This window comes from Methylobacterium sp. 10 (assembly GCF_000519085.1).
Lineage (GTDB): Bacteria > Pseudomonadota > Alphaproteobacteria > Rhizobiales > Beijerinckiaceae > Methylobacterium.
This window is the reverse complement of record NZ_KI912577.1, coordinates 3,887,576-3,910,232: the sequence shown is the minus strand read 5'-3', so window position 1 is coordinate 3,910,232 and position 22,657 is coordinate 3,887,576. Positions and strand designations below refer to the sequence as shown.

General features: G+C 67.2%; 22 protein-coding genes. 16 read left to right on the top strand and 6 right to left on the bottom strand.

The window, feature by feature from the left end; translation table 11 throughout:
* Positions 1–168: 168 nt before the first annotated feature.
* The 4 genes from serS (at position 169) to K368_RS0118410 (ending at position 4,595) form a co-directional block, all read left to right on the top strand.
* Positions 169–1,455 carry a serine--tRNA ligase gene (serS, locus tag K368_RS0118425; protein ID WP_027173616.1) on the top strand — a complete coding sequence of 429 codons (1,287 nt, stop codon included), beginning with the start codon at positions 169–171 and terminating at the stop codon, positions 1,453–1,455.
* Positions 1,455–2,219: a 5'/3'-nucleotidase SurE gene (gene surE / locus K368_RS0118420; protein WP_027173615.1), complete on the top strand. Its 765-nt coding sequence runs from the start codon at positions 1,455–1,457 to the stop codon at positions 2,217–2,219. The genes serS and surE overlap by 1 nt, the downstream gene beginning before the upstream one ends.
* Before the next feature lie 111 nt (positions 2,220–2,330).
* Positions 2,331–2,984, top strand: a complete 654-nt coding sequence (locus K368_RS0118415) for a protein-L-isoaspartate O-methyltransferase (protein WP_027173614.1) — start codon at positions 2,331–2,333, stop codon at positions 2,982–2,984.
* Positions 2,985–3,197: 213 nt separating this feature from the next.
* Positions 3,198–4,595: a M23 family metallopeptidase gene (locus tag K368_RS0118410; RefSeq protein WP_027173613.1), complete on the top strand. Its 1,398-nt coding sequence runs from the start codon at positions 3,198–3,200 to the stop codon at positions 4,593–4,595.
* A gap of 283 nt (positions 4,596–4,878) precedes the next feature.
* Here K368_RS0118410 and K368_RS0118405 read toward each other — a convergent pair whose 3' ends face one another.
* Positions 4,879–5,769: an ATP-binding protein gene (locus K368_RS0118405; protein WP_027173612.1), complete on the bottom strand. Its 891-nt coding sequence runs from the start codon at positions 5,767–5,769 to the stop codon at positions 4,879–4,881.
* 233 nt (positions 5,770–6,002) lie between these two features.
* Here K368_RS0118405 and yajC point away from each other — a divergent pair, with 233 nt between their 5' ends.
* The 5 genes from yajC to K368_RS0118380 all read left to right on the top strand — a co-directional run bounded on the left by yajC (position 6,003) and on the right by K368_RS0118380 (position 10,442).
* Positions 6,003–6,338 carry a preprotein translocase subunit YajC gene (gene yajC, locus K368_RS0118400; protein WP_027173611.1) on the top strand — a complete coding sequence of 112 codons (336 nt, stop codon included), beginning with the start codon at positions 6,003–6,005 and terminating at the stop codon, positions 6,336–6,338.
* Between the two features lie 91 nt (positions 6,339–6,429).
* Complete coding sequence (secD, locus tag K368_RS0118395; protein ID WP_027173610.1) at positions 6,430–8,037, top strand: protein translocase subunit SecD; 1,608 nt, start codon at positions 6,430–6,432, stop codon at positions 8,035–8,037.
* A 193-nt stretch (positions 8,038–8,230) separates the two neighbouring features.
* On the top strand, positions 8,231–9,178 hold the full coding sequence (gene secF, locus K368_RS0118390; protein WP_027173609.1) for a protein translocase subunit SecF: 948 nt from the start codon (positions 8,231–8,233) through the stop codon (positions 9,176–9,178).
* Positions 9,179–9,180: 2 nt separating this feature from the next.
* Positions 9,181–9,567 (top strand): MTH938/NDUFAF3 family protein, encoded by a 387-nt coding sequence (locus tag K368_RS0118385; RefSeq protein ID WP_027173608.1) that lies wholly within the window; start codon positions 9,181–9,183, stop codon positions 9,565–9,567.
* Positions 9,564–10,442 carry a phytoene/squalene synthase family protein gene (locus tag K368_RS0118380; protein ID WP_027173607.1) on the top strand — a complete coding sequence of 293 codons (879 nt, stop codon included), beginning with the start codon at positions 9,564–9,566 and terminating at the stop codon, positions 10,440–10,442. The genes K368_RS0118385 and K368_RS0118380 overlap by 4 nt, the downstream gene beginning before the upstream one ends.
* A 217-nt stretch (positions 10,443–10,659) precedes the next feature.
* On the opposite strand, the gene K368_RS0118375 is transcribed toward K368_RS0118380, so the two are convergent.
* Positions 10,660–11,583, bottom strand: a complete 924-nt coding sequence (locus tag K368_RS0118375) for a manganese catalase family protein (RefSeq protein ID WP_027173606.1) — start codon at positions 11,581–11,583, stop codon at positions 10,660–10,662.
* A gap of 247 nt (positions 11,584–11,830) precedes the next feature.
* Here K368_RS0118375 and K368_RS0118370 point away from each other — a divergent pair, with 247 nt between their 5' ends.
* Complete coding sequence (locus K368_RS0118370) at positions 11,831–13,516, top strand: L-lactate permease (protein ID WP_027173605.1); 1,686 nt, start codon at positions 11,831–11,833, stop codon at positions 13,514–13,516.
* A gap of 140 nt (positions 13,517–13,656) precedes the next feature.
* Complete coding sequence (locus K368_RS0118365; protein ID WP_027173604.1) at positions 13,657–14,181, top strand: GNAT family N-acetyltransferase; 525 nt, start codon at positions 13,657–13,659, stop codon at positions 14,179–14,181.
* Positions 14,182–14,222: 41 nt separating this feature from the next.
* Here K368_RS0118365 and K368_RS25055 read toward each other — a convergent pair whose 3' ends face one another.
* The 3 genes from K368_RS25055 to K368_RS0118350 form a co-directional block, all read right to left on the bottom strand.
* Positions 14,223–14,453: a hypothetical protein gene (locus K368_RS25055; RefSeq protein ID WP_155935238.1), complete on the bottom strand. Its 231-nt coding sequence runs from the start codon at positions 14,451–14,453 to the stop codon at positions 14,223–14,225.
* A gap of 492 nt (positions 14,454–14,945) precedes the next feature.
* On the bottom strand, positions 14,946–16,376 hold the full coding sequence (gene trmFO, locus K368_RS0118355; RefSeq protein ID WP_027173603.1) for a methylenetetrahydrofolate--tRNA-(uracil(54)-C(5))-methyltransferase (FADH(2)-oxidizing) TrmFO: 1,431 nt from the start codon (positions 16,374–16,376) through the stop codon (positions 14,946–14,948).
* A gap of 31 nt (positions 16,377–16,407) precedes the next feature.
* Positions 16,408–17,382, bottom strand: a complete 975-nt coding sequence (locus K368_RS0118350) for a S1C family serine protease (RefSeq protein WP_018043539.1) — start codon at positions 17,380–17,382, stop codon at positions 16,408–16,410.
* A 263-nt stretch (positions 17,383–17,645) separates the two neighbouring features.
* Between K368_RS0118350 and K368_RS0118345 the strand changes: the two genes are divergently transcribed.
* The 5 genes from K368_RS0118345 (at position 17,646) to K368_RS0118325 (ending at position 22,205) form a co-directional block, all read left to right on the top strand.
* Positions 17,646–18,197, top strand: a complete 552-nt coding sequence (locus tag K368_RS0118345; protein WP_027173602.1) for a sigma-70 family RNA polymerase sigma factor — start codon at positions 17,646–17,648, stop codon at positions 18,195–18,197.
* On the top strand, positions 18,194–18,907 hold the full coding sequence (locus K368_RS0118340) for an anti-sigma factor (protein ID WP_197031036.1): 714 nt from the start codon (positions 18,194–18,196) through the stop codon (positions 18,905–18,907). The genes K368_RS0118345 and K368_RS0118340 overlap by 4 nt, the downstream gene beginning before the upstream one ends.
* 40 nt (positions 18,908–18,947) lie before the next feature.
* Positions 18,948–19,745 (top strand): 2-oxo-tetronate isomerase, encoded by a 798-nt coding sequence (gene otnI, locus K368_RS0118335; protein WP_027173600.1) that lies wholly within the window; start codon positions 18,948–18,950, stop codon positions 19,743–19,745.
* Positions 19,746–19,997: 252 nt separating this feature from the next.
* Positions 19,998–21,542, top strand: coding sequence for a M10 family metallopeptidase C-terminal domain-containing protein (locus K368_RS0118330; RefSeq protein WP_027173599.1), 1,545 nt, complete (start codon positions 19,998–20,000; stop codon positions 21,540–21,542).
* A 345-nt stretch (positions 21,543–21,887) separates the two neighbouring features.
* Positions 21,888–22,205: a hypothetical protein gene (locus K368_RS0118325; RefSeq protein WP_027173598.1), complete on the top strand. Its 318-nt coding sequence runs from the start codon at positions 21,888–21,890 to the stop codon at positions 22,203–22,205.
* Positions 22,206–22,223: 18 nt separating this feature from the next.
* Here the strand turns inward: K368_RS0118325 and K368_RS0118320 are convergent, their stop codons facing one another.
* Positions 22,224–22,646, bottom strand: coding sequence for a DUF305 domain-containing protein (locus K368_RS0118320; protein WP_027173597.1), 423 nt, complete (start codon positions 22,644–22,646; stop codon positions 22,224–22,226).
* Positions 22,647–22,657: the final 11 nt, after the last annotated feature.

The window sequence follows — 22,657 nt, the reverse complement described above, 5'->3', positions numbered from 1 at the left end:
GCCTCCAGTTCGCGCTGTGGTGTCTTAAGGCCTCCTTCGAGGCCTTCGGTGGCGCTTCGGTGCTTCAGGATGCGGTCGTGGAATGGGCGGACGCCACATCTGCCCGGCCTTGTCGGGGTCGCCTCGATGCTGCAAAGCGTCGGCGACTCACAGCGAATCGAGCCGCCCATGCACGACATCCGCGCCATCCGCGAGAATCCGGACGCCTTCGACGAGGCCCTGCGCCGTCGCGGCCTCGGTGCGCTCTCGGTCGAGCTGATCGCCCTCGACGACGCGCGGAAATCCGCCACCTCGGCGGCGCAGGCCAATCAGGAGCGGCGCAACGCGCTGGCCAAGGAAATCGGCGGTGCGAAGAAGGCGAAGGACGAGGCGCGTGCCACCGAGCTGATGGCCGAGGTGGCGCGGCTGAAGGAGGAGGGGCCCGCCCTGGAGGCGGCTCAAGGGGAAGCCGGCAGGATCCTCGACGAGCGCCTCGCTTCCATCCCGAACCGCCCGAATCTGGACGTACCCGAAGGCGCCGACGAGCACGGCAATGTCGAGCACCGCGCCTCTTCCGGCAGCCGGACGAAGCTCGCCACGGGCCGCCAGCATTTCGAGCTTGGCGAAGCCTTCGGCCTGATGGATTTCGAGGCGGCCTCGCGCATGTCCGGCGCCCGCTTCGTGGTGCTCAAGGGCCAGCTCGCCCGGCTCGAACGCGCGCTCGGCCAGTTCATGCTCGATCTTCATACCGGCGAGCACGGCTATACCGAAGTGGCACCGCCGATCCTGGTGCGCGACGAGGCGATGTTCGGCACCGCGCAGCTGCCGAAGTTCCGCGACGATCAATTCCGGGCCGGAGAGGAGCATTGGCTCATCCCCACGGCGGAAGTCCCCCTCACCAACCTCGTGCGTGAATCGATCCTCTCCGAGAACGAACTGCCGTTACGCTTCACCGCGCTGACCCCGTGCTTCCGCGCCGAGGCCGGCTCGGCCGGGCGGGACACCCGCGGCATGCTGCGCCAGCACCAGTTCAACAAGGTCGAGCTCGTCTCGATCACAACGCCGGATCAGTCCGCCTCCGAGCACGAACGGATGCTCGGCTCGGCCGAGGCGATCCTGAAGAAGCTCGATCTGACCTACCGGGTGATGACGCTCTGCACCGGCGACATGGGCTTTGCATCCCAAAAGACCTACGACATCGAGGTCTGGATGCCGGGGCAGGAGACGTTTCGCGAGATCTCGTCCTGCTCGGTCTGCGGCGACTTCCAGGCGCGGCGGATGAACGCGCGCTATCGCCCCAGGGAAGGCAAGGGCGCACAATTCGTGCATACCCTCAACGGATCGGGCGTCGCGGTCGGCCGCGCCCTCATCGCCGTGATGGAAAACTACCAGAACCCGGACGGCAGCGTCACCATCCCGTCGGTTCTCAAGCCCTACATGGGCGGCATCGAGAAGATCGAAGGGCTCAAGAGCTGATGCGCATCCTGGTCACCAACGACGACGGCATCCACGCACCGGGCCTCGAGACCCTGGAGGGCATCGCCCGGACCCTGTCCGACGACGTCTGGGTCGTGGCGCCCGAGAGCGATCAGTCCGGCGTCTCGCACTCGCTGTCGCTCAACGATCCCCTGCGCCTGCGCCAGATCTCCGAGAAGCGCTTCGCCGTGAAGGGCACGCCCTCCGACTGCGTGATCATGGGGGTGCGCCACATCCTCAAGGACCACGGGCCTGACCTCGTCCTGTCCGGCGTCAATCGCGGCCAGAACGTCGCCGAGGACGTGACCTATTCGGGCACCATCGCGGCGGCGATGGAGGGCACCATCCTCAACGTGCGCTCCATCGCCCTGAGCCAGGCCTACGGTGCGGGCGGACGCGGGGCGATCAAGTGGGCCTGTGCCGCCCATCACGGGCCTGGCGTCGTCAAGAAGATCCTGGAGATCGGGATCGAGCCCGGCATCGTCGTCAACGTCAACTTCCCCGATTGCGAGCCCGAGGATGTCGCGGGCACCGCCGTGGCCGCGCAGGGCATGCGCAACCAGGCGCTGCTGGCCATCGACGCGCGCCATGACGGGCGCGGCAACCCGTATTTCTGGCTGGCCTTCGCCAAGGCGCGGTTCGAGCCCGGCCACGGCACCGACCTGAAGGCCATCGCCGAGAAGCGCATCTCGGTGACCCCGCTCCGCCTCGATCTCACCGACGAGCCGACCCTGACGCGCTTCGCGCAAGCCTTCGCCGAGTGAGACGCTCCGGCCTTCGAGCGGTGCAAGCGCGACCGCGCGTCGGCACGCATGCGCCCGATCGCGGACGTTCCGGCAATCGGAACGTCCGCACACAGCGGTGAGACGACGCCCATGACGATGGAAGGCTCGGTCGAGGATGCCGCCTTCGTCATGGCCCTGCGCGGCCTCGGCGTGCGTGACACCGATACGCTGCGGGCCATGGAACGGGTGCCCCGCGCCCGTTTCGCGCCCCGCGAGCACCGGGATCTTGCCCGGCGGGACATCGCCCTGCCGCTCGCCTGCGGCCAGACCATGTCGGCGCCCACCGTCGTGGCCACCATGCTCACCGCCCTGAAGGTGAAGCCCGGCGCCCGCATCCTCGAGATCGGCACCGGCTCGGGCTACGTCACAGCCCTGCTGATCCGCCTCGGCGGCGCCTCCATCCTGAGCATCGAGCGCTACGCCACCCTGGCGGAGGATGCCGTCTCAGCCCTCGACCCGGAGGACCGGGTGATCGCCCGTGTGGAGGTCGGCGACGGCCTCGATCCGGGTGTCGCGGGGGAGGGGGCGTTCGACCGCATCCTGATCAACGGTACCCTGCCGGCCATGCCCGCCCATCTCGACTCACTCCTGGCGCCCGGCGGCAGGCTGGTGGGCGCTCTCGCGCAGGCGGGCGTGGCGCGCCTCGTCCTCGCCGATCGGGGCGGGGAGGGGACCGTCGTTAAAAATCTTGGCGTTCAATTAAGGCTGGCGCCCCTCACGCCCGGCCGAGCTTTCGTTCGCTAGAAGACAGGCACCGGCCGTGCCCCAGGCACTTCAAATCCTTGATCCCTCACGATCTTTCTCCATGGCAAGATCGCGATCGACTTGGATGGAGCCCGAGCGCACCTGCGAGGAAAGTTCCTTCCGCCCCGAAAACGTGGTGAACGGGAACGGTTGTTTAACCTGAATCCCGTTTGAATGACGTCATCAAGTTGCGTCAGGCAAACAGGTGCGTCGATGCGGGTTCGCGGGACTGGTCTAGGGTTGAGGACGCTGTCGCGTTTCGCGCTCATCGGTGTGATCGGCGGCAGTGCCGCCGGATGCTCAACCGATGCGTCGCGGTTGGGCGACCCCTTCGGGAACCCCTTCGCCTCCAATGTTTCAAGTGAGCCGAGCGCCACGGGCAGCCTGCCCGAGGACGGCGACATGGCTCCGGCTCCGGCGGTGCGGACCCCCAGGATCCAGTCGCAGGCCCTCGGTGCGCCGATGTCGCCACGTCCGCTGGCCGCAACGCCTCCCATGGCCACTGGCCGCGTCGCCTCCACTGCGCCATCCTCCGGGATGGTCTCCGGCATGAATCCCTCGGGGATGAATCCTGCGGGCATGAATCCGGATGCCGGCCGCGGCATGGTTGCAACGCCACGCACCGTTCCTGCGGCGCCCCCGGCCCGTCTCCCGCTCAATGCCGGCGCCAAGGCGGCGGAAGCGAACGCCCGCGCGGAGGCTGCCCGTGCCGAGGCCGCCCGTCAGGACAGCGTCCGTCAGGAAGCCGCCCGCAAGGAATCCGAAGCCCGGACGCTGGCTGCGGCCAAGACGGCCGCCGAGGCCCGGAAGATCGCCGAGGCGAACAAGGCCTCGGAGGCCAAGCGGGCCGTGGAATCGAAGAAGCTCGCAGAGGCCAAGCTCGCGGCCGATGCCAAGCATGCGGCCGAAGCCAAGAAACTCGCGGAGGCCAAGAAACTTGCTGACGTGAAGAAGGCTGCCGAGGCGAAGAAGCCCGTCGAGGTCGCCAAGGCCGAGGCTCCGAAGGTCGATCCCGCCAAAGCGAAGGCCGAAGCCGCCCGCAAGGCCGCGGAAGCCGAGGCCAAGCTCGCCAAGGCCGAAGCCGCCAAGGATGCGGCCAAGAAGGTTGCCGAATCCAAGGCCGCCGAATTGGCAGCCGCCAAGGCCAAGGCCGCGCCGGTCAAGGTCGCCTCGCTGACGCCCGTGCCCGAGAAGGCCGAGCCCGCCAGCACCGGCTCCGTCGCGCCTCCCGCCGCCGAACCCGACCAGTCGTTCCGCTGGCCCGCCAAGGGCCGGGTGATCTCGGGCTACGGCACCAGCGGCAACGAGGGCATCAACATCGCGGTGCCCGAGGGTACGGCGGTGAAGGCCGCCGAGGACGGCACGGTCGCCTATGCCGGCTCGGACGTGAAGGGCTACGGCAAGCTGGTGCTGGTTCGCCACACCAACGGCTACGTCTCGGCCTACGCCCATAACGGCGAACTCGACGTCCGCCCCGGTGAGAAGGTCAAGCGCGGCCAGACCATCGCCAAGTCCGGTGCTTCGGGCAATGTGACCTCGCCCCAGCTCCATTTCGAGATCCGCAAGGGCGCAACCCCGGTCGACCCGATGCCGCATCTGGCCAGCAACTGAGCGTTTCGACCCTCGACACGACCGACGGCGGCTCCCAGGAGCCGCCGTTTTCGTTTCAGGGCCGGTAGCCTCGGCCGCCGCGACCCCTTCCCTGGACGGCTAAAGCGAAGTGGAACCCGATCCGGGGTCCAGCGCGAAGAGCCGCGCAGCGTCCGAACCGTAGCGCCACCCTGTCGAGCCGTGTCGCGGCGCTTGTCACGCGGGGTCCCGGATCACCTTCCGCTGGCGCTCCAGGCGTCCGGTAAAGGCGTCCCGGACAACTAGATCGGGAACGGAAAAAACCTCAATCCAGCCGCTGCCCCAGACGCCCTGCCAAGTCCTGGATGAACTGGAAGGCCGTGCGGCCGGAGCGCGAGCCGCGGGTGGTGGCCCATTCCAGGGCCTCCGCCCGCACCGTATCCGGGTCGGCCGTCAGCCCGTGGCGCTCCACATAAGCGCGGATCATGGCGAGGTACTCGTCCTGGCTGCATTTGTGGAAGCCGAGCCAGAGGCCGAACCGGTCGGAGAGCGAGACTTTCTCCTCCACCGCCTCACCGGGATTGATCGCGGTGGAGCGCTCGTTCTCCACCATCTCGCGGGCGAGCAGGTGGCGGCGGTTGGAGGTGGCGTAGAACAGAACGTTGTCGGGTCGGCCCTCGATGCCGCCGTCGAGGGCCGTCTTGAGAGACTTGTACGAGGTGTCGTCGCCGTCGAAGGACAGGTCGTCGCAGAATACGATCCAGCGGTGTGCGTCGCCGCGCAGGGTCGCCATCAGGTCGGGCAGGGCCTCGATATCCTCGCGATGAATCTCCACGAGCTTCATCGGTAGCTCGCCTTCCGCCCGCACCGTGTTGATCCGGGCATGGGCCGCCTTCACCAGGGACGACTTGCCCATGCCGCGGGCGCCCCAGAGCAGGGCGTTGTTGGCGGGCAATCCACGGGCGAAGCGCGTGGTATTCTCCACGAGAATGTCGCGGGCCCGGTCGATGCCGGTGAGGAGATCGATCTCTACCCGGTTGACCTTCGGCACTGGGATTAGGCGACGGTCCGATCCCCAGAGGAAGGCATCGGCCGAGTTTAGGTCCGGGGCAAGCTTCGCCACCGGGGCGGAACGCTCCAGGGCGGCGGCGATCCGCTCGAGGACGGGCAGGATCGCGTCGAGCATCGCCCGGTCGGCAGGTTGGGTCGCGGTCATGGCGTCTCGAAGCTCCTTGGATATGCTGTCGAGCGCGTCCATACGAACAATGCGGCCGAAAATCACGGGTGCGGCATCGGGTGCGGACGATCCGATCCGCGCATCCGGCGGACGCGCCGTTGCTTTCACCAAGTGCATGGCTATAGTCCGCGCGCTTTTAGACCTGTCCTGACGCGCCCTCACCCGCCTTCGCGCGACTCCCCAGGACCGGCTCAGCCTAAGGAGTCACCCGCTTGATTACCCCCGCCTTCGCGCAAGGGGCCACGTCGGCCGCTGGCGGAGCGGACATCGCCTTGCAGGTGGTGCCGTTCGTCCTCATCTTCGTCATCATGTACTTCCTGATCCTCCGCCCGCAGCAGCGCCGCGTGAAGGAGCATCAGGCTCTCGTGAAGAACGTGCGCCGGGACGACACCATCGTCACCACCGGCGGGCTGGTCGGCCGCGTCACCAAGGTGGCCGACGAGGCTTCCGAGATCGAGGTCGAGATCGCCCCGAACGTCCGGGTGAAGATCGTCCGCACCATGATTTCGGAAGTCCGCGTCAAGGGCGGCACGGTCAAGGCGGTCTGAGATCCCGGGGCCGTCACGCGCGGCGGCCTCGTGCACCGCTTGAAGATGCCGGTGCAAACATCGGCATCGTAAGAAGAAACGGAACGGGCGGATGCTGCGCTTTTCGAGAACCAAGATCGTCGCGACGCTGGCCGTCATCCTCATCGGCCTCAGCCTCGCCGTGCCGAGCTTCTTCTCGGCCGAGCAGCGCAAGGGCTTCATGGCCTCCCTGCCGGGCTGGTTCCCGAGCTGGATCGTGCCCCAGCGCGCCATCGTCCTGGGGCTCGATCTCCAGGGCGGCTCGCAGATCCTCCTCGAGATCGACCGGAACGACCTGATCCGCTCGCAGACAACGGGGCTGCGCGACGATGTGCGCCGCACCCTGCGCGAGGCCGGCATCACCCCCGAAGGCGGAATCCAGCTGATCCCGCGCGGCGTCCAGATCCGCATCTCCGATCCGGCCAACCGCGCCAAGGCCATGCCGAAGCTGCGGGAACTGTCCCAGCCGATCTCCAACGCCATGGTGGCCCAGGCCGGCGGCCAGACCCTCGACGTCACCGACCGGCCCGACGGCACGATCCAGCTCCTGCTCACCGATGCCGGCCTTACCGACCGTACCCGCCGGGCCGTGACCCAGGCCATCGAAGTCATCCGCCGCCGCATCGATTTCGGCGGTACCAAGGAGCCTTCGATCCAGCAGCAAGGTGCCGACCGCGTTCTGGTCCAGGTCCCGGGCTTGCAGGACCCGCAGCAGCTCGAGGATCAGCTCGGCAAGACCGCCAAGCTAGAATTCCGCATGCTGGCCGATTCGCCCTCCGGCGACGTCGACATGCTCACCAACAAGGACGAAGGCGGCGGCAAGGTGCCGGTGGAGCGCCGGGTCATGGCCGATGGCGGCGATCTCACAGACGCACAGCCGGCCTTCGACCAGCAGAGCCACGAACCCATGGTGAGCTTCAAGTTCAACCTGAAAGGCGCCCAGCGCTTCGGCCAGGCGACCTCTGAGAATGTCGGCCGCCGCATGGCCATCGTACTCGACAACGAGGTCGTCTCGGCGCCGCGCATCAACACGCCGATCACCGGCGGCTCGGGCCAGATCACCGGCAACTTCACCGTCAAGCAGGCCAACGACCTCTCGATCCTGCTGCGCGCCGGCGCCCTGCCGGCCAAGCTCACCGTGGTGGAGCGCCGCGTCGTCGGCCCCGGTCTCGGCAACGATTCGATCGAGGCCGGCAAGAAGGCGACCCTGGTCGCCGGCGCCCTCGTCATCGTCTTCATGTTCGCCACCTACGGCGTGTTCGGCTTCTTCGCCAACATCGCCCTCCTCGTCCATGTGGGCCTCATCCTCGGCCTGATGTCGGTGCTGGAGGCGACCATGACCCTGCCGGGCATCGCCGGCATCGTGCTCACCATCGGCACGGCGGTGGATTCCAACGTGCTGATTTACGAGCGCGTGCGGGAAGAGGTGAGGGCGGGGCGCTCCATCGTCTCGGCCCTGCAGGCGGGCTTCGACAAAGCGTTCGCCACCATCATCGATTCGAACTCGACCATGGCCATCGCCGCCCTGATCCTGTTCTTCCTCGGTTCCGGCCCGGTGAAGGGCTTTGCCGTGGTCTTCATCCTCGGCATCCTCACCACCGTCATCACGGCGGTGACGCTCACCCGCATGATGATCGCCCTGTGGTACAACTACGCCCGACCCAAGGCCTTGCCGTTCTGAAGACCCCAGCCGTTCTGATCCGAGCCCCGTTTCCCTGAGTTCAAGACAAGGACGCTTCGCTTCTCATACGATCGATTGGCCCACCATCCTGTCATTCCAGGCCCGCCTGCAGCGCCCCTGAATGACGGGATGACGGCGGCACCGATGCGATCGTCCGAGACCGGGTATCGTCCACGAGAGACCGAGACCGAACATGCGTCTGCTCCGCCTCTGGCCCGATGAGTCGCACGTCGACTTCATGCGCTTCCGGCGCTTCACCTTCCCCCTGTCGGCGTTGCTGTCGGTGGGGACGGTGATCCTGTTCCTGACGGTCGGCCTGAATTTCGGCATCGACTTCAAGGGGGGCACCCTTGTGGAGCTGCAGGCGAAATCGAAGACGGCCGACGTGGCTTCCGTGCGTCACACCGCCAACAGCTTCGGCTTCGGCGAGACCGAGGTGCAGGAGCTCGGTGGCGACGGACAGATCCTCGTCCGCTTCCCGCTTCAGCCCGGCGAGCAGGGCCAGACGGCGGTGATGCAGAAGGCGCACGGCGCCTTCGACGCCGAATACGAGTTCCGCCGTACCGAGACGGTGGGGCCGCGCGTCTCGGGCGAGCTCGTTCAGTCGGGCACGCTCGGCGTCGTCCTGTCGGTACTCGCGGTGCTCCTCTACCTGTGGTTCCGCTTCGAGCGGGAACTGGCGCTCGGCGCCATCGTCGGCACCCTGCACGACATCGTGCTCACCATCGGCATCTTCGTCATCAGCCGGATCGAGTTCAACATGACCTCGATCGCGGCCATCCTTACCATCGTCGGCTACTCGCTGAACGAGACGGTGGTGGTGTTCGACCGGACCCGCGAGTTGATGCGGCGCTACAAGACCATCCCCACGGTGGAGCTGCTCAACCTGTCGATCAACTCCACCATGTCGCGCACGGTGATGACGGCGACCTCCGCCTTCCTCTCGCTGCTCGCCCTGGTGCTGTTCGGCGGTGAGGCGATCCAGGGCTTTGCCGTGGTGATGCTCGCGGGTGTGGTGATCTGCACCTATTCGGCGATCTTCGTGTCGACCCCGGTCCTGATCTATCTTGGCCTGATGCTGTCGGGCGTGAAGTCTCAGAGCCGGCCCACCGGCGGCCGTGTGCCCCAGGCGGCGGAGTAGAGATGGCGGAGGGCAGCCTGCACGACGGGTTCGTTCCCGGGCGCCACCTCATCGACGCCTACGGCAACGGCGGCTTTCGCTTCGCCGACATGTCGCATCGCGGTTCGATCCTGGTGACGCCGGGGGGCATCAGGGCCTGGGATGTCCTGGAGGCCAAGGCCATCGACCGCAACGCCCTGCGCCCGGTCGTGGCCGAGGCGGGTGTGGTGGAACTCCTCCTCATCGGCACCGGCCTCGACATCGCGCCGTTTCCCGACAGTCTGCGGCGCTGGCTCAAGGACAACGGAATCGGCCTCGACGTGATGCAGACGGGGGCCGCGGCGCGGACCTACAACATCCTGATGGCGGAGAACCGCAAGGTCGCCGCCGCGATGATCGCGGTCGCGTGACCAGAACCGTTACCAGCCCCGGAACGGCCGAACCCCTTGCCTTCGCCTTCGCGCATTGCGAGGCCCTGGTCCGCGAGGGCGACCCGGACCGCTACTTCGCCACGCTTTTCGCGCCGGCAGCTTTCCGGCCGCATCTCTTCGCGCTCTCCGCCTTCAGCCTCACCATCGCCCGCGTGCGCGACGCCGTGACCAACCCGGTCGCGGGGGAGATCCGCCTGCAATGGTGGCGCGACGCATTGCAGGGCGAGGCGAGGGGGGACGTGAAGGCCAACCCGGTGGCCGCCGCGTTGGATGACGCCATCGTCAGGCGCAAGCTCGGGCGTCAGCCCTTCGTCGATCTGATCGACGCCCGCGTCTTCGACCTCTACGACGATCCGATGCCGCGGGTGAACGATCTCGAGGGCTATTGCGGGGAGACCGCTTCCTCGCTCATCCGCCTCGGTGGGCTCGTCCTCTGCGACGGTGTGGAGCCGGGAGGCGCTGCCGCCGCCGGCCATGCCGGTGTCGCCTATGGCGTTGTCGGATTGCTGAGAGCGCTGCCGTGGCATGCCCGCAACGGGCAGGTCTACCTGCCGGCCGATATCCTCAAGGATCACGGCGTCACCCGCGAAGACATCATCACGGGACGTGGCGGCCCCGGCCTTCTCGGCGCAACGGCGGACCTGCGGTCTCTGGCCCGGCGCCATCTGAAGGCCTTCGAGGACGCGCGAGCCACCATCGCGCCTGCCGCTCTGCCCGCCTTCCTACCCACCGCCTTGGTGGAGCCGAGTCTCGCGATGATGGAGCGCCCGGGCTACGACCCGTTGAACACCGTCATCACGCTTCCGCGCTGGCGGCGGCTGTGGCGGCTCTGGCGTGGATCGCGGAAAGCCTGAAGCTTCCTCCTAACCCAATCACCTGAGGCGTCGCGCAGCGGCCTTGAAGGGAGCTTCAAGAAGCACAGAGCCGGCTGGAGATCTCCTTTGAGGCCTGCTTGGCGCGGGCGCCTCAGCGATGAGGTCACAGTTTGAAGACGTACGCCTTGGGCTGCAATCATGACTGCTCGATAAAAGAAAAGGCCTCCCGACGGTATCCCGTCGGGAGGCCAAGGCTTCAGCGCGCCTTCTTCGTCAGCTTCTGCGCGATTTCGAACATCTCCTCCGGCGCATAGTCCGGTGTGAAGGCCGAGGGGACGCCGGTGAGTTGGTGGATCTTGCCGCCGTCGGGCATGCCTTCGACCACGGACAATTCGCCGGGCGGATCACCCGGCAGGGCGACTTCGCCGTTGCCCCAAATGCCGGACATCTCTTTGTAATCGTCAGGGCTGAAAGTGTAGAGCCGGCGGTGCGAGCCCTCCTGCAGGTACTTCTGGCATTCGGGGATCTTGTCGAGGTTGATGTTCGGCGTCGGCAGGAACTTCTCGAGCTCGACGCCGGTGATCTTCTTCAATGCCAGGGCGTAGGCGTGGGCGTGGACCGAGCCGCGCACGAGCAGGTAGCCGCAGACCTCGCGCCCGGTCGGGTCGGTCAGGGTCTCGTAGACGCGCAACTTGTGCAGGCGGGCGCCGCATTCGAGATGGAAGTTGTGGAGCAGGTCGACGACCACATTGCCGGTGGTGGTGATGAAATCGTTGTTCCAGGAGGCGCCGTTGCTGTTCACCGGGGTGACGCCGCCGCCATTCGACAGGAAGGCGGCCGCGAGGCGAATATCCTTCATGTCCTCGAACGGTGCGCCCGAGATGTCGCCGCCATCCTTCTCGTCGCCGTCGTTGTCGGGGCCGTTATTGAGCATGGCGACGCCGTTGCTCACCAGCTCCACGTGACCCAGTTCTTCGGCGGTGATCGCGGCAACAAGGCTATAGAACGGGCGGAGCTTAGACTTGCTTCGAAAATTGAAGCTCTGGAACATGTAGTTCCCCAGCGTCGACATCTCCCCATACTTACCGCCCAGCAATTCCTGCAGGGCCGCGGCGGCATTGGGATCTTTTCTTTTCGGGGCAGGAAGCTCGGCTTGTAGTTTGTCGACGCGCATGAACATGGATGATTCTCCGTCTCGCCACGTAATGAATACGATTGGGAACGGTCGCCCGGTCGGCATGTTCCGCCGCCACGGCACTTGGTTGCGCGGGTTCGGGCCAGCCCGGAAAGCCACGGCCGAGAACCGCTGCCTTCGCGCAACAGCTTTTGAATACAAGATTCCCCGCGTTGAGCCGGTCTCACTGCTCTGCTAGCAACGATGTCAAGACCTCGACATGAGATCGGGGCCATCGAGGAGTGCGACGCCCGTGAACACTTGGAATCAAGTCTACGACCCGTTCGGGAGCCCCTGGCTCTCGACGCTGGCCGCCTCCCTGCCGGTCATCGCCCTGCTCGGCATGATCGCCAGCGGCAAGGTGAAGGCTCATATCGCGGCCGTCCTCTCCCTGGTCCTGGCATTCTGCGTCGCGGTGTTCCTGTTCGGCATGCCCGCCGACCTCGCCACCCGCGCCTCCGGCTACGGCATCGCGCTCGGGCTGTTCCCCATCGGCTGGATCATCCTCAACGTCATCTTCCTCTACCGCCTGACGGTGGAGAAGGGATGGTTCGCCACCCTGCAGCAATCGGTGGCCGGCATCACCACAGACAGGCGGCTCCAGTTGCTGCTGGTCGCCTTCGCCTTCGGCGCGTTCTTCGAGGGCGCAGGCGGCTTTGGCACCCCGGTGGCGGTCACCGGTGCCATCCTGATCGGCCTCGGCTTCTCACCACTGGCCGCCTCGGGCCTCTCGCTCATCGCCAACACCGCCCCGGTGGCCTATGGCGCGCTCGGAGCGCCCATCGCCGGCCTCGCCTCGGTGACCGGTTATGACCCCTACGTCCTCGGCGCCATGATCGGCCGCCAGCTGCCGTTCTTCTCGGTGCTGGTACCGTTCTGGCTGATCTGCGTGTTCGCGGGTTTCCGCGGGATGCTGCAGATCTGGCCCGCCATCCTCGTCTGCGGCGGCTCGTTCGCGCTGGCCCAGTTCGGCATTTCGAACTACGTCAATCCGTGGATCGTCGACATCGGCGCCGCCCTCGTCTCCATGGGCGCTCTGGTGCTGTTCCTGCGCTTCTGGCGCCCGGCCGTGATCTGGACCTCGCCGGCCCTGCGCGGCAACGATCCGTCCATCGGCTACGTCACCACCGTCGACGGCCCCAAGGCCGCCGCCGCCACCCGCACCGCCACCTCTTCCGAGATCCTGCTGGCCTGGGTGCCATGGATCATCCTCTCGGTGATCGTGGCGATCTGGGGCACCAAGTTCTTCAAGGACATCGTCGACCCGATCTTCATCTGGAACTATCCGGTGCCGGGCCTGCACAACGTCATCATGAAGGTGCCGCCCGTGGTGGCCACCGCCCATCCGGAAGCCGCCATCTTCAAGTTCGCCTACATGTCCTACACCGGCACCGGCGTGCTGTTCGCGGCCATCATCTCCGGCCTCCTGATGCGGTTCTCGCCGTGGCGCCTCGTGACCGCCTACATCGAGACGATCTGGGTGCTGCGCTACTCGCTCATCACCATCTCGGCGATGCTGGCGCTGGGCGTCCTCACCCGCTACGCGGGCGTCGATGCCACGTTGGGTCTCGCCTTTGCGGGCACGGGCATCCTCTACCCGTTCTTCGGCACACTGCTGGGCTGGCTCGGCGTCGCGCTCACCGGCTCCGACACCGCGTCGAACGTCCTGTTCGGCGGCCTGCAGAAAATCACCTCGGAGCAGCTTGGCCTGTCGGGCGTCCTCATGGCCTCGGCGAATTCGTCGGGCGGCGTCATGGGCAAGATGATCGACGCCCAGTCGATCGTCGTCGCCTCCACCGCCACCGGCTATTTCGGCCAGGAGAGCAAGATCCTGCGGTTCGTGTTCTGGCACTCCATCGTGCTGGCCTGCCTCGTCGGCGTGCTCGTGATGCTCCAGGCCTACGTCTATCCGTTCAGCGCGATGGTCATCCATCCGTAAGGGCGAACCGATAGGCTGAATCCATGACCCGTCCCGGCGATGCCGGGGCGGGTTTCATTTTTGTCGCGCCGCGCGAGGAAGGCGCCCTCCGGCGAAGAGGGATCTTGCCCTCGTGGCCGCGCGGCTCCACCACGGAATCCATGTTCTTCCGCACGCTCGCCTCGCGCTACTCCCTGTCGAACCTGCCTGCGCAGGCGACCACACGCCTGCGTCTTGCGCCGCTGGTCCAGGCGGATGCGGAGGCGGTCCAGGCCCTCACCGACGATCAGGCGATCACGGGGGCGGTCGATTTTCTGCCCGATCCCTTCACCCTCGATCATGCCCGCCGCCTGATCGGCAGGGGGAAGCCGACGAAGGATTGCTTCCTCGGGGCCAAGGCCGACGGCGTTCTCGTGGCGGTGGTCGGCCTCCACCTGCGCGGCGAGCACGCGGTGGAGCTCGGCTACTGGGTCGGCGGCGCGGCCCGAGGCCAGGGCTACGGCAGCGAGGCGGTGACGGGGGCCATCGCGATCCTGCGCAAGCGCTTCCCCCACCGCTTCATCGTCGCCGAGTGCCGACCCGAGAACGAAGCCTCACGCGGCCTCCTTCTCAAGACCGGTTTTCGCGACACCGGTGACGAGGGCCACCGGCCGGGCCGGCGCATCTTTTCGCTGGATCCGGTCTGAATGGATCCACGGCCGCTCGCCGACCGCGCCGGACCAGAGGTTCAGCGGCTCCGGCAATCCTTGCCGTACCAGTACCCCGTCCGACCATCGAGCCCGCCGCCGGAGGCCGCGCCGCAAACAGGCAGGCTCTTGTCGCCGATGCGCTGCTGGCTGAGGGACCGGTAAAGGTCAGCCTGCGCCTCGCGTTGGCGATTCTGGGCGGCGAGGTCAGCCTGGAGTTGAAGGCTCCTTTCCGCACGGATGCGCTCGCGATTCTGATCGATGTCCATCATGCAGGTCGCGAACCCCTCGGAGCCCGGCGCATATCCGTAGCCGGAGCATCGACCGAGATCAGCTTTCCGCTGCTCCTCGGCCGACATGCAGCCGGAAAGGCCGATCGTACAGACGGCAAGCAGGGCCGCGCGACGGCCGAGCCGACTCAAGCGACGCGTGATCGCCCGAGGGCGGCCGGTATCGGGTCGCGGGTCCGTTCGATCCGTTGCGTGAACCGGCGTGACGGGACGGAGTGAGGCTTCGTAAGACATGGCATCCGGAAACGAAAGATGGATTGACCACGTATGATTGCAGCAGGACGGGCTAACACTGACTTTATCGTTATGATGGACAAGGAATGAAAGCACCACCCCAGCTTGTTTTCGGACAAACCAGGCTGACGTTGCTTTAAGAACGAGCCCCCCTGCGAGACATGCAACGCGTCGAAGGACGAGGTTCGGCCACCATGACGAGCATGACCGGCGACGCCGTCATGCGATCTGGCGTGTTCGTCACTCCGCCGCGATCGGCACCGCCTCGCTTCCGATCCACGCCGCCAGATCCGCCCGCGCCCGGTCGGTGTAGGCGCGCTTCTTCGCAACCGCCTTTTCCGGCCCCTTCAGGCGCTTGCCGCCCTCGCCCTTCGGGGAATGATCGAGAGGTGGGAACAGGCCGAAATTGACGTTCATCGGCTGGAACGAGCGGGGGCTCCCGGCCTCCTCGGCCGCGATGTGGCCGCCGGTGATGTGACCGATGAGGGCGCCGAGCGCCGTGGTGGCGGGGAGCGGCGCCAGGGTCTCGCCGCGTGCCTCGGCCAGGGCGAAACGGCCCGCCATCAGGCCGATGGCGGCGCTCTCGACATAGCCCTCGCAGCCCGTGATCTGGCCGGCGAAGCGTAGGCTCGGCCGGGCCTTCAGGCGCAGAGTCGCGTCGAGGAGGCGGGGTGAATCGAGGTATGTGTTGCGGTGGAGGCCGCCGAGACGCGCGAATTCGGCGTTCTCCAGGCCGGGGATCGTGCGGAAGACCCGGACCTGTTCGGAATAGGTCAGCTTCGTCTGGAAGCCGACCATGTTGTACAGGGTGCCGAGCGCATTGTCCTGGCGCAGCTGGACGATGGCGCAGGCCTTCACGGTGGGATCGTGCGGGTTGGTGAGACCGACGGGCTTCATCGGACCGTGACGCAGGGTCTCGGGCCCTCGCTCGGCCATCACCTCGATCGGCAGGCAGCCGTCGAAATAGGGGGTGGTCGCCTCCCATTCCTTGAACCCGATCTTGTCGCCCGCGATCAGCGCCTGGATGAAGGCGTCGTACTGCTCGCGATTCATCGGGCAGTTGATGTAATCGGCCCCCGTCCCGCCCGGCCCGACCTTGTCGTAGCGCGACTGGAACCAGGCCTTGTCCATGTCGATGGAGTCGCGGTGGACGATGGGCGCGATGGCATCGAAGAAGGCGAGGGCCTCGGCCCCGGTGAGGCTGCGGATCGCTTCCGCCAGGGCCGGCGAGGTGAGGGGACCGGTGGCGATGATGGTCCGGCCCCATTCCTCAGGCGGCAGGCCCTCGACCTCTTCACGTGCGATGGTGACGAGGGGATGCGCCTCCAGGGCGGCGGTGACGGCGGCGGCGAACCCGTTCCGGTCCACGGCGAGCGCGCCGCCGGCCGGCACCTGATTGGCGTCGGCCGCGTGGAGGATCAGCGAGCCGAGGGTCCGCATCTCCTGATGCAGCAGGCCGACGGCGTTGCCGTTGGCGTCGTCCGAGCGGAACGAGTTCGAGCAGACGAGCTCGGCCAGATCCTGACCGTGATGCGCCTCGGTGGCGCGAACCGGGCGCATCTCGTGGAGCACCACAGCATGGCCGCGCTCGGCGATCTGCCAAGCGGCCTCCGACCCGGCGAGGCCGCCGCCGACGATGTGGATGGGGGAAGTGTATGCTCGGTCCGTCATGGGCACGGGATAGACCCGCGCTCCGTCCCGATCAATGCAGCTGCGGCGAGACCAGGAAGCGCTCGCGGTCGCTCGACGTCACGACGAGCTTGATCGGGCGTCCGTCGCGCTCGATCGTGAGCGGCACCCGCACCCCCGCCTCTCCGAGGGCCCAGACCTGACGGAAGAAGCCGGCGAGATCCTCCACCGGCTCCCCCGCCACCGCCGCGAGCACGTCGCCGACGCGCAGGTCCGCGCTCTCGGCGGGGCCATCGTCGGCGAGCCCCATCACCACCACCGCGCCGTCGCTGTCGCTGGCATAGAGGCCGAGCCAGGGCCGGGTCGGGCGGTCCGCCCGTCCGCGGGTGGTCAGATCCTCGAGGATCGGCGGCAGGAGATCGATGGGCACCACGAGGTTGATCGCCTTGGGGCCTTCCGCGCCGCCCTGCTGCAGTTGCAGGGAGCCGATGCCGAGGAGATCGCCGGCCGGACCGATCAGGGCCGTACCGCCCCAATGGGGGTGCGAGGGCGCGGTGAACAGGGCCTCGTCGAGGACGTATTCCCAGTAGCCCGCGAATTCCTGCCGCGCGATCAGCTCCGCGGCAACGCAGCGGGTGCGCCCGCCGGCTCCGGCCACCACTGCCTTGTCGCCGATCTTCAGGCTGGCCGAGCGCCCGATCGGTAGCGGCGGCAGCGCCAGGTCACCCAGGGCCTGGACGAGGCCGAACCCGGTGACGGCGTCGAAGCCGACCACGTGGCCGGGGACCGAGCGACCGTCATGTGTCGTCATCCAGACGCTGTCCGCCTCGGTGACGAGGTAGCCGATGGTGAGGACGAGGCCGTCTTCGCGGATCACCACGCCGTTGCCGGCCCGCTCCGTGCCCAGGGTCTCGGCGGTGAACGCCTCCGGCGGGATGCGCGTTGAGAGCGACACGATCGCCGACAGGGCCCTGTCGAGGTCATACGCGTAATCGCCGGCCTTGGGCTGCACGGCGGCGGGAATTTTCCAGTCTCCGTGCGACGTCATGAATCCCGTGTCCTTATCCTGCACCCGATGTCAGACGATGGAGATAGGTCGCCGGCTCCCCGTCGAACACCCATCCCTTCAGCCTTGCCATCACCCTTGCCATCACCCTTGCGCATCTCGGCTCCGATGGAGAGGTGCGCCGATCCACATCGATTGCGCGCCACGCAGTAGCCGGCGCGCCTCCGCTCCATTAAGAGTCGTTTGCAACGTTCCCGCCAGATCGAACGGTCGAATCATGTCGCGCAGAGAGGACGCTCCTAGCCTTGCGTGACGACGCGGCACTGGCGCGGCTGATCGCGGCCGTGGCATCCGGCAACGAGCAGGCCCTTCGGGCTCTCTACGATCTCACCGCTCCGAAACTTTTCGGCATCGTGCTCCGTATCCAACGGGATCGCGGCATGGCTGAAGACGTGCTCCAGGACGTCTACCTGCGTATCTGGCAGAGTGCCGGTTCGTTCTCTCCGGAGGCGGGCCGCCCTTTGTCGTGGCTCTGTACCATCGCCCGCAACCGGGCGATCGACGGGGTACGCCGGAAGGGCGAGGTCCAGGGGCCGGTGAGCGAGGACGGAGAGGACTGGGTGGAACGGTTGGCCGATCCCCATGACAGCGAAGGTGCGATTCTCGGGCGCGACGCCCTGCGCACCTGCCTGTCCCGCCTCGACGAGACGCAGCGCGACTGCATCGTGCTGGCCTATTGCGAAGGACATTCCCGCGAGGAGCTCGCGGCCCGGTTCGAGCGGCCGGTCAACACCATCAAGACCTGGCTGCATCGCGGGCTGTCCGCCCTGCGCGGCTGCCTGGAGGGGCCGGCATGACCGAGGACCCCGCTGAGCGCGACTTGCGCGCCGCCGAATACGTCATCGGCACGCTCGACGCCAACGAGCGCGCCGCCATGGATCTCGAACTCGCCGTCGATCCCGCCGCACGCGCCGCCGTGCAGGATTGGGAACGTCGCCTGGCGCCCCTCGCCGCCGCCATCCCCGAGATCGAGCCGGGCGAGGGCGTGTGGCCGGCGATCCTGCGCGCGCTGCCCCATCGGACATCGTCGTCTCCGGCGGCGAACGACAACCGCGTGGCCGCCCTGTCGCGCAAGCTCGGCCTGTGGCGGGCCGCCGCGGCGGGAGCCGGGGCCCTGGCGGCCGGGCTCGCTTTGTTCATCGCCGTCGGCCCCCGCCCCGGTGCGGAGGGCGAGACCCGCTACGTCGCCGTGGTCAGCAGCGGCGGCGAGGCACCGGCCCTCATCGTCAGCATCGATACGGCGGCGGGAACCGCGCGAGTGCGCCCGGTCGGCGCCGAGGCGCCGGCGGGCCGCAGCCTCGAATTGTGGTATGTGGGAGCCGACAAGACGCCGAAATCCCTCGGACTGATCGGCAAGGATGCCGCACGCTTAGCCCTGCCCGCCGGGTCCGATGCGGCGCGGCGCGGGGAGGGCGTCTTCGCCGTCTCGGTGGAGCCGCCGAACGGCTCGGCCACCGGCCTGCCCACCGGCCCCGTCGTCTATACGGGCAAGCTCATCCGCGATTGAGGGCCGCCCGGATGGGCCCCGCCACGATGGAAGCCCTCCCATGCCGCGCTTTGCCGCCAACCTGACGCTGCTTTTCACGGAGCACGCCTTCCTCGACCGATTCGAGGCCGCGTCCCGTGCCGGGTTCACGGCGGTGGAGTTCCTGTTCCCCTACGAGCATTCTCCAGACGACATCGCCGGGCGCCTCGCCGCGCACGGGCTCGACCTCGTCCTGTTCAACATGCCGCCGGGCGATTGGACGGCCGGCGAGCGCGGTCTCGCCGCTCTGCCCGACCGCTTCGACGAGACGGCCGCCGGGGTCGAGACGGCGCTCGCTTATGCGCTGGCGACCGGTTGCCCGCGCCTGCACATGATGGCGGGCCTGGCCGATGGGCGCGACAGCCGCGCCGGGCAGGCTTATCGCCGCTCCCTGCGCCACGCAGCCGGACGCCTTGCCCGGCATGGCATCGACCTCCTGATCGAGCCGATCAACCGCCGCTCCATGCCCGGCTACTTCCTCGACGATGTCGATGCCGCCGGCGGTCTCGTGGCGGACCTGCGCGCGGAGGGTCTCATCAACATCAAGCTCCAGTTCGATATCTTCCACTGCCAGATCCTGCACGGCGACGTGACCACGCGGCTGGCCCGCCTGCTGCCGATCATCGGCCATGTCCAAGTCGCCAGCGTGCCGGCCCGCCAAGAGCCGGGGACCGGCGAAATGAACGACACCTTCGTCTTCGCCGAGCTCGACCGCCTCGGTTATTCGGGCTCGGTCGGGTGCGAGTACAATCCGCGTAGGCGGACGGAGGACGGGCTCGGCTGGCTGGACGCTCATCCGGACGGACGAACTCAGAGTTAGTATCTCTCACTAAACTCCCGCTGCGCCGTCGTGCTCCAAGCGAGAACCAACCGTGCCCATGAGTTTTGCGAGCACGCTGAGCGCACTTGCGCCGGTTCCCTCTCAGACCCTGTAAAGCACACGCCTCCCGCAACGGTCGGTTCGACACGGACAGACCGGACCATCAATTGTTTATGACACGGCATCGTGGTTAGGGACTGGCCCGGCCGGATTGAGCGGCCCAGCTTTTCCCCTCACGGGACAGATCTATCCATGGCCGACCTCTTCAAACCTGTCACCCTGACGGGGAACGCCGTCGTGGACAGCCTCATCCTCGGCGGCGCCTGGAACGCCGCGACCCTGACCTACGGTTTCAAGGCGCAAGACATCGATGCGAACGGAATCGACGATTTCGACGAGGGCGACTGGAAGGCGTTCTACAAGGAGATCTACGACAACGTCAGCAGCTTTGCGGCGGTCGATTTCGCCGAAGGGACGGTGGAGCAGGCTCAGCTGATCCAGCGGCTCGATGTGGGCGGAGGCGGCGAATCCGGTACGCCCTCCCCGGGCGTGACCTCGCTGGAAACCGCAGTGGGCATCGACCCGGACAGTGTGAAAGGGGCTGCCGACGTGGTCCGTCTCGGCACCTATTCGGAGACCTGGATTCACGAGATCGGCCACAGCCTGGGCCTCGGCCACCCCCATGACGGGGAGAACGGCAAGCTGCCGGGCGTCGTCGAGCCGGGTGATTTCGGCACCGGCAACCTCAACTCCCAGATCTACACGGCGATGGGCTACACCTTCCCGTTCTGGGGCGAGGACAATCCGTTCACCCCCGGGCGGGACGAGAATACACCACTCGACGCCCAGCCGGGCTCCTTCGGCGCCATCGACATCGCGGCTTTGCAGCATCTCTACGGCGCCCGCGCCCACAACTCCGGCAACGACGTCTACCGCTTCAGCGACGATGTCGACGCCAATCGCGGCTACACCACGATCTGGGATACCGGCGGCTCCGATACGATCGTCTATGAAGGAACCAGCGCCGCCAAGATCGACCTGCGCGCGGCGACGCTGAAGGCGGAGATCGGGGGAGGCGGCTGGCTCTCCACCTCGGAAACCCTGACCGGCGGCGTGACCATCGCCAATGGCGTCTTCATCGAGAAGGCGATGGGCGGGGCGGGCGACGACATCCTCATCGGCAACGACGGCGCCAACCGGCTCGACGGCGGACGGGGGGCAGACCGCATGAGCGGCGGCCTCGGGAACGACACCTACGTCACGGACGGCCTCGACACGATCGAGGAGGCGGCCGGGAGCGGGACGGACCGGGTGCTGAGTTCGGCCAGCCATCGCCTCGGAACCCATGTCGAGAACCTGAAGCTTCTCGGCACGGAGGCGCTGGACGGCGTCGGCAATGCCCGCGCCAACGTCATCACCGGCAATGGCGGCGCCAACATGCTGACGGGCGGAGCGGGAAACGACGTGCTGACGGGCGGGGCGGGCGAGGACACGTTCCTGTTCCGGACCAAGGCCGGCCCCGGCAATACCGACCATATCCGCGACTTCTCCCTCGCCGACGACGTGGTCGCACTCTCGGCCAGGGTCTTCGCCGGGCTGACGGCCGGTCCGCTCTCGGAGGCGTCGTTCAAGGATGTCGCATCGGGATCGCTCGATGCGGATGACCGCGTGCTCTACGACCGCGACACGGGCCTCCTCTCCTACGATGCCGATGGGAGCGGGGCCGGTACGGCCCTCGCCGTCGCGGTGATCGACACGAAGGCGGCGCTGACCTTCGCGGATGTGCTTGTGGTCTAAGCAAGTTTGCGTTGGCGAGCCAATGCCTCACCTTGCTTGGGCCTTTGAAGTGTCGCAGGTTTTGGTACGCGTAACCGGTGACCACTTTGGCGAAATCTGCTGAGACACCCATGTGACGCGTCGATCCGATGCGCGACCTGACGATGACGAACGGGACCGCTTGATCGCCTCCCGTCACCTCATCCCAAGGCGCTGTCCGGAAGACGAGGCGATCGTCCCTGCCTTACACCGGGCGGAGGAGCCCGAAACTTTCCAACCGTCCTGTCCGTAGCTTTGCGAAAACGGGGAATGCCTTCTGCGATTTTGGAGGCACGCATGCGATTGATCTTGGGATTATTTGCGGGTTTGAGCATCCTTTCTTCGCCCTGCGGCGCTCAGCCGGGGCAGAACCAGCCGAGCGTCACGGCCCGTCAGCGCGAGGCCGTCAGCGAGGAGCGGGCGGCCGAGGTCAGGGCCGCCATCGCAGAGGCGCGAAAGCGGCAGGACAAGATCGACCGGGAGAACACCAATCTCTGGCTGCGCTGGACCTATGCGGTCTGTATCGGTTGCGGCCCGATGCCCCGGACGTTTCGCCTGGTCCACACGCATCCGTTGCGCGTGCTCAGCGGCGTTCCGGCGGCCCTGGACGACGAGCGCGACAGGCGGAAGAGCCGCCGCGCCTGACGGCGCACGGGGCGGACCTCACTTTTTGGCGGGATCGGTCCGCTTCAGGATCGCCTCCATCTGGGCGATTTCGGCTTCCTGTGCCTTGACGATGGCCTCGGCCAGGGAGCGGACCTCCGGATCCTTCGAATACTGAAGCGCGACCTTGGCCATGGCGAGGGCGCCCTTGTGGTGCGGGATCATGCCGGCGGCGAAGTCGCGGTCGACGTCGCCGGAATAGCGGATCTCCATGTCGCCGTGCATGCGCATGCTCGCCTCCTTGAAGGCGCGGGTCGCCGGGGTGTCGGCCACCTTGCCCTTCGCGGGGGCCTTCGTCCCGTGGTCATGGCTGTCGGAATGGGTAGTGCCGTCCTCGTGGCGGTGCTCGGCGGCGAGGACCGGGGAGGCGAGGGGCAGAGCCAGGATCGCGGCCAGGATCGCGGTGAGGGCTGTCTTCGTCATGGGAGTTCCCT